The sequence below is a fragment of the Streptomyces sp. NPDC005195 genome (assembly GCF_040608315.1).
GTDB lineage: Bacteria > Actinomycetota > Actinomycetes > Streptomycetales > Streptomycetaceae > Streptomyces > Streptomyces kaempferi.
In genome coordinates this window covers 45,371-57,063 of record NZ_JBEXHZ010000040.1, presented here as the reverse complement: position 1 = coordinate 57,063, position 11,693 = coordinate 45,371, and the positions used below count along the sequence as shown (strand labels likewise).

Genomic DNA, 11,693 nt, shown 5'->3' with positions numbered 1-11,693 from the left:
CTCGGCCAGATCAGCCCGATCGCCTTCGAGCAACGATCAACTACGCTGGCCTCTGCCGCATGACAACCGGTGTCCGCGATCAAGGGTCAGGGCCCGTGTCGGGTTGACCCCGTGCGGCGGTTCATGTCGAGGCGGGGATCATTCGTCGTCGAGCAGTCCGGATTCGTCCGAGTCGTCAGGCATTCCCTCTAGTCGCCGGGCTTGGTCGATCACGGTGTTCAGCATGTGCAGGCTCGACGTGCTGAGTCCGTTGGCGCGCAGGGCGACCCTGCGCACCTCCTGGTCGCGCATCGCTGCGACCAAGTGGATCTCCGCGCGCTGTCTCTCGGCCTCTTCTTCGTCGAAGAAGTAGCCCGGGTTCACTCCGAAGAAGCCGGCCAGTGCCCGGATGGTCTGCATCTTCGGGTTGCTGTTGGTTCCCGTGCGGAGCTGTTGGATGGCACTTGCCGAGATGGCCACGCCCGAGGTGTCCCGGATGCCCTGCGACACCTCCGCGTACGTGTACGGGCCCCGGCCCTTCGGGTGTACCTCCTTGAAGAGGTAGTCGAGCAGCTCCGCGAAGGTGCGCTCGTTCTTCTCGGTCATCTCCAGCCCTTCGTCATGGCCGCGATCCTATCCACTCCAGTGGTGATCACGCCTCCTATCGCTCTAGGCGCCGACACCGCAGTTGACGCGATGACGCAACTGCGGTGTACGTTGATCTCTGATCTCATCCAGTGCAGTGTTCCATGCCTGGTGGGAGTGGGTGCGAAGAGGCTGGACTTGTGCCAGGGGTCGCCATACGGTTCTGGTCCCCGCACAAGCGAATCATCGGCGGCCAGGAAGGGAGGGGCGATGCACGCACTGGGGCCATGACGCCCACGGGGTCGAACGAGACCGGCGCCCGGGAGCTACCAACTCCCAAGCGCCGGGCGGGCACCCCGAAGGACACCGATTCACATCTCGCGGGCAGCGGGGCTTTTGCACGAGAACCGCCGCACCGCACTCCTACGAACAACGGAGTATCCCATGCTCGCCATGCCGAGCGGAACCCTGGCATGCCCGGACACGGCACGCCAGCATCGACTCGCGGCCCAGCTCACCGACATGATCTCCGGGGCGGCCACCATCCGCGTCAGCCTCACCGACCCGAAGCACGCCTGGCCCCACCCGCACGCCATCGCAAAGGATGCGGCCGGGGAGGCGATCGAGCTGAACCGGACGACCGCCAGGGTTGTGGCCCGGTGGGTCCTGCGGGTCTGGCCGGACGCGGACTGGAGTCGGCCCCACATCTTCGACCTTGCCGCCGCATCCCTTACCCGCAGCGACCTCGTCGCTGCCGGCCGAGGTCGCTGACATGGCGCGGATCCGAACAATCAAGCCGGAGGCATTCTTCTCCGAGTCGCTCGCCGAAGTGAGCGTCGAGGCCGAGCGGACCTTCTTCGGCCTCCTCACCCAGGCCGACGACCACGGCCGTCACCGCGACAACGCCGCGATCATCGCGGGGCTGCTCTGGCCCCTGCGGGCCGAGCACACCTCGGTCCACGTCGAAGACGACCTCCAGCAGCTCGCCAACGCGGGGCTGATCTGCCGGTACACCGGCTGCGACGCCCGCCACTACCTCCACGTCGTGACCTGGTCCGAGCATCAGAAGATCGACAAGCCCAGTCAGTCCCGACTGTCCGCGTGCCCGCAGCACCACCCGGCGGACCGGTGCGGCATCTGCAAGGGGACCTGCACCAAGCGCTCCGAGGCGTCGCCCGCCCCTATCCGAGGGCTCGCCGAGACTTCGTCGAATGCTCCCCGAGCCCTCGATCTGCCCGCGCAGCCCGCTGCGACGCCTCCCGCCCCTCGAAGCGGGGCCCCGATCGCCCAACAGGACGCCCTCACCGGCCCTGTCGGCACCCCTGACCCCACCGGTAAGAAAACCGGAGGTCAGGCGGCATTCCCCGAGGGCTCTCCGAAGCCTCCCCGAAACCTCGGAGAGGGCTCGACGCCTGGATCTAGGATCTTGGATCCTGGATCTTCATTCCCTACGGGGCGCACAGCGCCCGCCGCCACCGTCTTGGCCAACGACCTGATCGGCGAGTACGTCGCCGCCTGCGACGAGCGACCGCCCAGCGACGTGATCGGGCACCTCGGCCGCATCGCCAAGAAGCTCCTCGGTGAGGGCATCGCCCCGGAGCAAGTCAGCGCCGGGCTGAAGCGCTTCGCGGAGATCCAGGGCCACCCCAGCCGCTTGCCGAGCCTGGTCAACGACGCCATGAACGCACGATCGGCCGGTTTGGCGCGGCCGGGAATCCGGCCTACCGTGCCCGCTCACCAGGCGTGGACCAACCCGGTCAACGCTGCAGCCGCCTACGCCGAGGAGCTGTGATGCGCACCCACACCCGCGACCCGCAGACCCTCGGCGGCGCAGGCACCCTGGACCGGATGGCCCGGATCCTGGCCGCCCGCGACATCGACCCGTCAGCCGTCGCCGCCCTGGCCGACGAGCCCGAGCCCTTCTCACCGGTGGACGCCCTGTTGGCCGCGATGCCCCCGCGCTACCAGGGCGCGGTCGCCGACCACCCGCAGGTCCTGGACTGGGCCCGGGACGTCGCCCAGCAGGCCGTCGCCCCCAGCCTGGGGGCCCGGCGGCAGGTCACCACCGGCCCGAGCCTGCTGATGGCCGGAGTGGTCGGCGCGGGCAAGACACACCAGGCGTACGGCGCGGTCCGACGGCTCGTGCAGACCGGCGTCGGCGTGCGCTGGCGCGCGACCACCGCGGCCGACCTGTACGCGGACCTCCGCCCCAGGCCGGGAGCCGACAGCGAGCGGGAGCTGGCGGCCGTCAGCCGCTGCCCGCTGCTGATCATCGACGACCTCGGCGCGGCCAAGGCGTCTGAGTGGGTCGAGGAAGTGACGTACCGGCTGATCAACCGCCGGTACAACCACATGCTCCCGACGCTGATCACCACCAACCTGGCGATCAAGGACCTCCGGGCCTACCTCGGCGACCGCGTCACCTCCCGGCTCGCGCAGATGACCACCCGGGTCGAGTTCGAGCCGGTCGACCGCAGACGCCACCGCCCCGCCGCCTGACTCACCGCCGGCCGCCCCGCCGGGCCGCGCCTCCAGCGCGCCGCTTTATGCACCTCCCGACCCAGCGCACTCCTCCGCCGACGCCCCTGCGCGCGGAGAGCGATCGGAGCAACCCGCATGACCACCACGACGATCAGCCCTGCCCGCCACCGGTCGCTCGGTGACCACACCTGGCAGGACCAGGCCGTTTGCCAGAGCACCGAGTACAACCCGGTGGATCCCGAAATCTTCTTCCCCGAGCCCGACGAGACCGCCAAGATTACCGCCGCCAAGTCGCTGTGCGGTCAGTGCCCGGTCCGCCGCACCTGCCTGGACGCCGCCCTGGAAGGCGGCGACACCCACGGCATCCGGGGAGGAATGAGCGAGGAGGAGCGCGAGCCGCTGCACGAGAAGCTCGCCAGCCGCCTCGACTACAGCCGCGTCAATGCCACCGTCGCCGGTCGCGACGTCCACCTCACCAAGGCCGAGCGACGCGCGGTCGTCCGCGCCGCCTACCGCCACGGCATCACCGAGCAGCGCCTGGCCTGGCTCCTGAAGGTCAGCGACGAGCACGCCCAGAAGCTGTACCGCGAGACCCGCCGCGCCATCCGCAACCGAGACCTGGAGCAGACCACGAAGACCACCCCGCCCCCCGAGACCGACGGGGAGCGCCTGCGCCGCGACGACTTCGGGACAGCGGCGTGAGCATCGCGAGCGCGCCGAGCACTGCGCGTGTCACCGGATGGGACCGCGCGGTCGTCATCGCCCTCGGCGGTGCGGGCTGCGCCCTGTCGTACGACGCCCTGCAGCAGATGGCCGTCGCCATCCACGTCCGGGGCCTGCTGACCTACCTCTTCCCCATGGTGATCGACGGGTTCATCGCCTACGGCATCCGCGCCCTGCTGGTCCTGCGCGACGCACCGCTGCGCGCCCGGCTTTACGTCTGGACGCTCTTCGGCACGGCCACCGCCGCCAGTATCTGGGCCAACGCGCTGCACGCGGTCAGGCTCAACCAGGAGACCGCCTCGGACACGGGGCTGCGGCTCGGAGACACGGTGGTCGCCGTGCTGTCCACCATCGCCCCGCTCGCCCTGGCCGGAGCGGTCCACCTGTACATCCTCATCGCCCGGGGGCCGGTCAAGGACAGTGACCGAAGTGACCGCGACAACCTCGGTCAGGCCAGCTACCCCGGTCAGCCCGAGCGCATCGCGGTCACTCGGACTGACCGGGCCGGTCAGCAGCAGCCGCAGCCCGGTCAGGTCAGCGCCGGACAGCCGGGCACCGCCCTGACAGACCGGCCCCGCCTGTCCCTGGACAAGCAGACCCCGGACACCCGGACACTGACCGGGGACAACGCCCCGGCGGACAGCACCAGCCCGGACACCGGTCACCATGACCGGGAGCTCAAGACCGCTGACCTGGGCGGACAGCCGGACACCGCCCCGGCGGTCAGTGACCGGCCGGCCGGCACCGAGCCGGTCACCGATCGCCCGGACAACCTCCCGCCGGTCACTGACCGGCCGGTCACTCCGCCACCGGTCACTGACCGGGACACCCGGACAACCGCTGACCGGCGATCTGACCCGGACACCGAGGAGCTGCTGGAGATCGCCCGGTCAGCGGTCAGGGCCGAGGACAAACTGACCCGCAAGGTGGTCGCCCAGGCGATCCGCGGTCAGCAGATCCCGCTGTCCAGCGACACGCTGACCGCCCTGATGGTCCAGCTCCGCCAGCAGCACGGACAGTCGGTCACCTCTCGGAATTGACCGCACACCACATGGGGCGGGTGACCAGCCGGACACCTGGCAGGTCACCTGCCCCTGGACACGCGCCCCACGACCTCCTGAAGCAAACCGGAGAGCACTGCCATGCGTACGAACCCCGCCACACCGTCCGAGGTGGACTCCTGGCTGACCATCCTGCACCAGCGCGGCCACCTCCACCGCGCCGAATCCGGTCCCGACAACACCTGGACTGTGCGACGACGCCGACACAGCCGCCCCTGGACCCTGCACCACTCGGTCCTGGCCATGGGCTGGATCGAGGAAGTCGTCCGCGACATCCACCAGCAGGACGCGGAGACGAGCCGGTGACCGCCAACGACCCGGCGGCCACCACGTCCGGACCGCAGCGTGACCCCAACACGGCTCCTGGCGGAGCAAGTTGTCGCATACGACGGTCCTACGGCCCGTCGTATTCACTTGCCCCCGCCCAGGAGGGCGGGGGAAGTCCGGTTGGTCCCCGAGCGAGGGCGCACGGGGACCAACCGGACTCCCGGCACCAGGGGGCGCCGGTCGTGGGAGGAGAAGCAGACGACCGCGCCCCGCGCGAGCAGCAGAGCCCGAGTCAACCTGCGTTCCCCGACCGAAAGCCGCGCCGTCGCACACGCAACCCGAGCCAGCGCACCCACAAGACGACCACCCGCCTGTCCGACACCGAGAAGACCGAGATCACCGCCGCTGCCAAGCAGCGCGCCGTTACCGTCGCTCGTTTCCTCGCTGCCGCCGGCCTCGCCGTCGCCCGCGGTTCGACCACCGTGCACGCCAACGAACAGCTCGACGCCGCCATCGACGAGCTGGCCGCCTTGCGCACCGCCATCTCCCGTGTCGGCAACAACATCAACCAGATCGCCTTCGTCTACAACGCCGGAGGACAGCCCCGCCCTGGCGAACTCGACCACGCCCTGACCACCTTGACCCGCATCCTGGCCCGCGTAGACGACACGGCCGACACCCTGGTGAAGAAGCGCCTCTGATGGTCCCCAAGATCCGACGCGGCTCGCGCACCCACGGCCTGCTCGTCTACTTGTACGGACCCGGCAAGCGCGACGAGCACACCGACCCCCACCTCGTCGGCAGTTGGGACGGCTTCGCCCCCGACCCCGGCCGCGACACCAGCCCCGAACCCGACCCCAAGGTCACCCTCGCCCGGCTCGCTGCCGCCTTGGACCTACGGGTCAAGCAGGCAGGCGACAAGGCCCCGGCCCAGCACGTCTGGCACTGCTCGGTCCGCACCGACCCCGGCGACCGCACCCTGACCGATGACGAGTGGAACACCGTCGCCCGCCGCCTGGTCCACGCCGTCAACCTCGCCCCCGAAGGCGACCCGGACGGCTGCCGCTGGGTCGCGGTGCGCCACGCCGACGACCACATCCACATCCTGGCCACCATGGTCCGAGGCGACCTGCGCCGCCCCAGGATGAACTACGACTTCAAGAAGGCCCAGGCCGAATGCCGCCGCATCGAACAGGAGATGGGCCTGCGCCGGCTAAAGCCCGGCGACGGCACCGGAGCCAAGACGCCCACCAGCGCCGAGCGCTTCAAAGCCGAGCGGGTCGGCCGACCCGAGACACCGCGCGAGACGCTGCGCGAAGCCGTCCGCCAGGCCGTCGCCGGAGCCGCCAGCGAAGCCGAGTTCTTCACCCGCCTTCGCGAAGCGGGCCTGCGCGTCAAGCTGCGCCACGCCCCCTCCGGGGACATCCTCGGCTACACGGTCGCACTGCCCGGCGACCGCAACCGTGACCGCGAGCCGGTCTGGTTCGCGGGCTCGACCCTGGCCCCCGACCTCTCCTATCCCAAGATCCAGCGCCGCCTTGCCGACGGAACCCCCGACGCGGCCCCGCTACCGGAAGCAGACAGTGGCCGATCGGACTGGTCGCCGCCCGCACGGGGGCGACGCACCGCCACAGGGATCGCCGAGCGCGCCGCGATCCTCCTGGACAGCGACGACGACGAAGCCGCAGCCCAACTCGTAGGAGTCGGCGAACTCCTGGACGCCGTCGCCCAGACCTCTCCGGCCGCCACCCGCGCCGAACTGGGCGCCGCCGCTCGCTCCTTCGAACGCGCCACCCGCAGCCACGTCCGAGCCGAACGCGCCGACACCCGGGCGATCCGCTCGGCGGCCCGGGGCATCATCCAGGCCCGCAGCGCGCTCGGCCGAGGAGAAGACGGCGGCACCACCGCCATGCTCGTCTCCACCCTGGTCCTGGTGGCGCTGGCCGCCGCACGCTGGCACTCCGCACGCGGTCACGCCCAGCAGGCCGAAGCCTCCCGTCAGACCGCCGAGCACCTTCGCGCCGCCTACCGCCAGGCCGCCGCCGCACCCATGCAAGCCCTCCGAGACCAGGGACGAGCCCTGCCCGAAGCCCAGCGCCGCACCTACGAGACCACCATCCGCGCCGCCCTGCCCGAAAACCGCACCCGACCCGGCACGAACACGAAGAACGACGCCCTGGCCGCCACCCTGGCCCAGGCCGAGCAGACAGGTCACGACCCGAAGGCCCTCCTGCAGGAGGCCATCGCCATGCGCGAACTCGACACGGCTGATGACGTGAACGACGTCCTAGTCTGGCGACTGCGCCGCCTCGCTCAGCTCCCCGCCCACCCCGGCGAAGACACTCGACGTCCGCAGGCCGGTACCGGTCGCGCCAAGGCTCCCGCCAACCAGGCCGGCGTCCGGCCCGCGCCTTCGGCCGCGCCCAGGCCCGCCGCACAGGACCCGCGCAGTCGCCTGCGGCGCCGCTGACCAGCAGTCCGGCAGGCCCGCCACCTGCCTGCCGGACCGCGCGAAACGCCTGGACAACCGGCTCCACCGGCTGTTACGGATGAAGAGAAGGCCCTCGACCGGGAGATGACGCTCGTGCTCAGAACGACCGACCACTACGTAGAGCCGACCTCCGTCCTGCCCGCCGCCCCCGCCGGAAGCGATCCGCTGCCGCAACTCCAGTACGAGACGCAGCCGCCCAGCGGACCCGGCGCAACCCGCTGCCTCAGCCACCCGCCGACGCTGTCCCTGCGCGGGATCCCCGTGATGTGCTCGGCTTGCCGGGCCCGGCGCGACTGGCTGCTCATCAACCATGGCTGCAACGTCTGGGTCCGCTGCCGCTGCAGCAACCAGTGGCTCGAGCCCGAGATCAGCCGCGCCGACTTCGACGCCATGATCGCCATCCCGGACGGGACGACTTACCCCAGCGTCGAGCAGGGCCTGATCGCACTCGGCTTCGACGGCGCCTTCGGCGGCACCTACCTGGACTAACGCGCCGAATTGCATCCGTCGCAACAGTTCTCGAGCTCCCGTAATCAACTGTCTTGACCTGCACGGACGTTGCTAGTGCCGCAACAGGCAACGTTCGCCCCGTCTTGGCGGACGGGTCCGCAGCAGGTAGCCGTCTGGCTGAGGACCGCGTGCGCACAGAGCCCTACCGTCGCCCGCTCCCTTGACGCGATCGCACGGCCATCACGGGCTTGCAGGGGAGGAACTCGCGACACACCATTCATGATCACGATACAGCAACGCCACTTCCATAGAAGGTCCACAATCGCCACACTCTTCGTACTTTCCGTTGATGTTTGGCCGCAGAGGAGTCAAGTGGCAATCCGTAAGAGCGTGGAAGAGACCCTGGTCGTCGCTGGAGAGCGCGACGAGTGGCTCACCCGCTGTGCCAAGGGCCTCATGACTGCCGGATTCAAGGACGTGCAGACGAGTACGGTTCTTGGGCAGATGACTGGCGCATACAAGAAGTTTCCGACCAATGGCGAGTTGACGGTCACCGTGGTGCCGAGTGCGCAGTCAGGGCACACCCAACTCACGCTCCGCTCGACTGCGGCAGTTGACAACCTCTATGCCTTGTTCGCTAGCCCGAACAAGAAGATCCTCGCGACCGCGAAGGCCAGCTTCGAGTGAGTACGGCACCGTTTGAACAGTCCCCAACTAAGCTCTGCTCCGCTTGTGGAACTCTCACGCAAACAGTCAAGACCTTCTGTCCTGAGTGCGGCACCACCTATGGCGAGCCAGGCGGCGGTAGGTCGGCGAGCTTCGTCTGGGGCGCCTTTGCTTGCGCAGCAGTATCCCTGCTCTACTTTCCCATCGTTCTTGGGCCCCTCGCGATCGTGCTGTCAGTTTTCGCGATGAAGCGGAAGGAGCCGCACGCCGCCCTGGCCATGGGCCTTTCCGTTGCAGGCATGGTGGTCGGATTCATCCTCGGCGCCTTGGCCTTCAGCGCCTAGCAGGGGGACAGGACTGACATGGCTGGCAAGAAGATGATCGTGGGCGTTGTCATTGCGCTGGGGACGGTAGGTGCCTGCACAGCTCAGGGGTCCACGCCCGCCAGCAGCAAGCCCCCGGCCGCGAGTAAGTACACGGCTGAAAAGACGAGACCGAAGGCGAGTAAGTCGCCGAGGACACCGCCGGTTAGAACCAACTTGCGCTTCGGCGGAGACATCAAGGGAACCGCTCACGGGGCGCTGAAGGTACTCCACGGCAAGAGCGGGGCCCACTACGACTACACCGTGCCCGATGGCGCCACGCAGTGCGTGATGCCCGCTGATGACGGCGCCTGGGAGGCGCAGTTCACGGTGCGCATGAACGGCATCGACTGGGAGATCTCCATCGGAAACGGTGCCTCCTTCGGTTCTCCGAAGCCGGGCCAGCACTTCGCGGTGTACGACGCCGATACGAATGGCGAGTCGAACGTGCTGACCTTCGACATTGCCTCGGACAAGGCTCCGAGCAGCGTCGTGCTCGGTAACGGGCTTGGGAAATTCCAGTACGTCTACTACCTCCCTGACGACCACAACAAGGGCAGAGCGTTGGTCACGATCGACCACGGACTGACCTCCGGCACCCTGGACGCCTGGCTTGCACCTTGGGAGCAGGAGAACGACCAGGAGAAGCCGCTGTTCCATATCACCGGCCGCTGGGCCTGCAACGGTTAAATGACGAGGCCCGTGCCCTGGCGGAGCCGCCGGCGGCGCGGGCCCAGGCGGACCCGTCGGATGTGGACGGTCGGGCCCTCGACGGCTTGCTCAGCAGCGGTGGGGTTCGCCCGGGAGGAGGGCGGCGCGAGCCGCTTCCCCGCAGGAGCGGGCTGCTGCTGGGCGAATCTGGGCTCGCTGTCACTGGCGGGTGGCATCCTCCGTAGCCATGAGCAGAGAAGACAGCGACGAGGCGTACGTACTCGGCATGTGTGACGAGGTTCTCGGGGAAGTCGGCCGACAGGGGCATCGGTTCGATTGGCTGCTTGGAGATCCCGGAGCCACCGGACGGCAGGTGAAGCTGCCAGTCGATTCGTACTGGCCCGGCCACCAACTGGTAGTTGAGTACCGCGAACTCCAGCACGACCAGCCGGTGCCGATCTTCGACAAGCCGGAGATACTGACCATCAGCGGCGTGCACCGCGGCGAACAGCGCGCGTTGTACGACGCCCGTCGAGACACCGAGATTCCGGCGCACGGCCTACGACTCGTGGTGATCCGTCCGGCTGACCTCAATGCTGACGGCAGAGGCCGGTTGCGCAGGACCCGAGTATCTGACCTGGAGGCAGTGCGGAACCTCCTGGCGCGGACCAGCGACGAAGACCGCGTGACCGATGCCTTCAGGTGCTGGCTCATCGCCGAAGGCTGGACCCCAGTCACTCCCACTGACAAGTGGACCGACATCAAAGCACTGCGCGGTAATGAGCGCTTGATCGGGGAGGCCAAGGGGCGCACGAAGGAGAAGGGCATAGACGTCGACATCGCGTATGGGCAGCTCCTGCGTCGGATGACGGACGGGTCTCCGAACACCCGCTACGCCTTGATCGTGCCGACCTCGTCCGTAAAGGCTGCCGAGCGGGTTCCCGCCGCTGTGCGAGAACTGCTCAGGGTCGATCTGTACGAGGTGGCGGACGACGACACTGTGAGCCACCGGGCCTTGTAGGGCACGGAGGCCCGGGACGGCACACGGAGCGCAAGAGCAAACCGTGTCCGGCAGACATGCGGTAGACCGCGACGGATGTGTCCCGAGCATTGCCGTGCAGGTCGCGGTGTCGTCGGGCTCCGGCAGAGTGCCCCGGCTCTTGCGGCTGCGGGCGGCCCGGACGCTGATGCCCAGGTGGGCGGCGACCTCCAGATACCCCCAGAGCCGCTGGCCGTCGGCCATCGCGTCTTCATCGTTCGTCGGTGATGCGCGTACGCACCATCCGGATGGGCGGGCGTACGGCAAGGCCGCCCCCTGCCGGTCGGCGCGGGGCGGCCTTCTGCGGTTGCGAATCAGACCTCGGCGAGGCGGTTGGAGAGGTCCAGGGCGACGGTGGCGACGGCGAGGGCGGCGCACAGGCCGGTCACCTCGTGGAGGGTGGGGCGGACCAGGCGCGGCCAGCTGTCGGGGGCGGCGGGCCAGGAGGCGAGGAGGACCTCGGCGGTGGCCAGGCCGAGGTGGGCGGTGACGTCCCAGCCCGCGCGGGAGGCGGGCTCCCAGTGCAGGCGGATACGGCCGAGCGGGAGTTCAGGAGTGCCCGCTGGGAGCCAGGAGACGTCGAGCGGTCCCTCCGGGAGGGCGGAGACGCGTTGGACCAGTGCGCCGCGTACTCCCGACGGCATCGGCCGCACAGCGAGGGCGTGCAGCGGGCGGGCGGTGGAAGGGCGGGGACGCGGTGAGATCGGGGCCTCCTGGACGGGTCGGTACGGCGGGTCACGCCCAGGCGAGGGCGGAGCGGACAGCTGCCGGGAGGTAGCCCTCTTGGTCGTCCTCGGCGATGAACGCCATGCCGTCGCCCACGACGACGTCGGTGCCGAGGTAGTGCGCGAAGGGCCAGTCGGGGTTGACGGCCAGGCGGATCGGCAGGTCGGGGTCCAGGTTCTGAAGTTGGCGGAGCAGGTGGCCGACGGTCAGGT

The 11,693-nt window shown here is 69.3% G+C and carries 15 protein-coding genes; 12 read left to right on the top strand and 3 right to left on the bottom strand.

Annotated features, from left to right (window positions below; translation table 11 throughout):
* Positions 1-138: 138 nt before the first annotated feature.
* Positions 139-585, bottom strand: a complete 447-nt coding sequence (locus tag ABZV34_RS28935; RefSeq protein ID WP_356282800.1) for a Secondary metabolite protein — start codon at positions 583-585, stop codon at positions 139-141.
* 423 nt (positions 586-1,008) lie between these two features.
* Between ABZV34_RS28935 and ABZV34_RS28930 the strand changes: the two genes are divergently transcribed.
* From ABZV34_RS28930 to ABZV34_RS28875, 12 genes are all read left to right on the top strand, one after another.
* Positions 1,009-1,335: a transcriptional regulator gene (locus ABZV34_RS28930; RefSeq protein ID WP_356282797.1), complete on the top strand. Its 327-nt coding sequence runs from the start codon at positions 1,009-1,011 to the stop codon at positions 1,333-1,335.
* 1 nt (position 1,336) lies between these two features.
* A complete protein-coding gene (locus ABZV34_RS28925) occupies positions 1,337-2,356 on the top strand; it encodes a hypothetical protein (RefSeq protein WP_356282794.1) in 1,020 nt (339 codons plus the stop codon).
* Entirely contained in the window at positions 2,356-3,063 is a 708-nt protein-coding gene (locus ABZV34_RS28920) for an ATP-binding protein (protein WP_356282791.1), read from the top strand. The genes ABZV34_RS28925 and ABZV34_RS28920 overlap by 1 nt, the downstream gene beginning before the upstream one ends.
* Before the next feature lie 117 nt (positions 3,064-3,180).
* Positions 3,181-3,747 carry a WhiB family transcriptional regulator gene (locus ABZV34_RS28915; protein WP_356282788.1) on the top strand — a complete coding sequence of 189 codons (567 nt, stop codon included), beginning with the start codon at positions 3,181-3,183 and terminating at the stop codon, positions 3,745-3,747.
* Positions 3,744-4,808: a DUF2637 domain-containing protein gene (locus tag ABZV34_RS28910; protein WP_356282785.1), complete on the top strand. Its 1,065-nt coding sequence runs from the start codon at positions 3,744-3,746 to the stop codon at positions 4,806-4,808. Before ABZV34_RS28915 ends, ABZV34_RS28910 begins: the two co-directional genes overlap by 4 nt.
* Before the next feature lie 102 nt (positions 4,809-4,910).
* Positions 4,911-5,135 (top strand): hypothetical protein, encoded by a 225-nt coding sequence (locus tag ABZV34_RS28905; protein ID WP_356282782.1) that lies wholly within the window; start codon positions 4,911-4,913, stop codon positions 5,133-5,135.
* A gap of 203 nt (positions 5,136-5,338) precedes the next feature.
* Positions 5,339-5,797, top strand: a complete 459-nt coding sequence (gene mobC / locus ABZV34_RS28900) for a plasmid mobilization relaxosome protein MobC (protein ID WP_356282780.1) — start codon at positions 5,339-5,341, stop codon at positions 5,795-5,797.
* On the top strand, positions 5,797-7,566 hold the full coding sequence (locus tag ABZV34_RS28895; protein WP_356282778.1) for a mobilization protein: 1,770 nt from the start codon (positions 5,797-5,799) through the stop codon (positions 7,564-7,566). Before mobC ends, ABZV34_RS28895 begins: the two co-directional genes overlap by 1 nt.
* Positions 7,567-7,671: 105 nt before the next feature.
* Positions 7,672-8,076 (top strand): hypothetical protein, encoded by a 405-nt coding sequence (locus ABZV34_RS28890; protein ID WP_356282775.1) that lies wholly within the window; start codon positions 7,672-7,674, stop codon positions 8,074-8,076.
* Between the two features lie 333 nt (positions 8,077-8,409).
* Positions 8,410-8,724 (top strand): hypothetical protein, encoded by a 315-nt coding sequence (locus tag ABZV34_RS28885; protein ID WP_356282772.1) that lies wholly within the window; start codon positions 8,410-8,412, stop codon positions 8,722-8,724.
* Positions 8,725-9,065: 341 nt separating this feature from the next.
* Positions 9,066-9,755 (top strand): hypothetical protein, encoded by a 690-nt coding sequence (locus tag ABZV34_RS28880; protein ID WP_356282770.1) that lies wholly within the window; start codon positions 9,066-9,068, stop codon positions 9,753-9,755.
* A gap of 208 nt (positions 9,756-9,963) precedes the next feature.
* Positions 9,964-10,737, top strand: coding sequence for a hypothetical protein (locus ABZV34_RS28875; RefSeq protein WP_356282767.1), 774 nt, complete (start codon positions 9,964-9,966; stop codon positions 10,735-10,737).
* A gap of 332 nt (positions 10,738-11,069) precedes the next feature.
* Here the strand turns inward: ABZV34_RS28875 and ABZV34_RS28870 are convergent, their stop codons facing one another.
* Together ABZV34_RS28870 and ABZV34_RS28865 are read right to left on the bottom strand one after the other, a co-directional pair.
* A complete protein-coding gene (locus ABZV34_RS28870) occupies positions 11,070-11,399 on the bottom strand; it encodes an esterase (RefSeq protein ID WP_356282764.1) in 330 nt (109 codons plus the stop codon).
* Positions 11,400-11,490: 91 nt separating this feature from the next.
* Positions 11,491-11,691: a hypothetical protein gene (locus ABZV34_RS28865; protein ID WP_356282761.1), complete on the bottom strand. Its 201-nt coding sequence runs from the start codon at positions 11,689-11,691 to the stop codon at positions 11,491-11,493.
* Between the last annotated feature and the right edge of the window lie 2 nt (positions 11,692-11,693).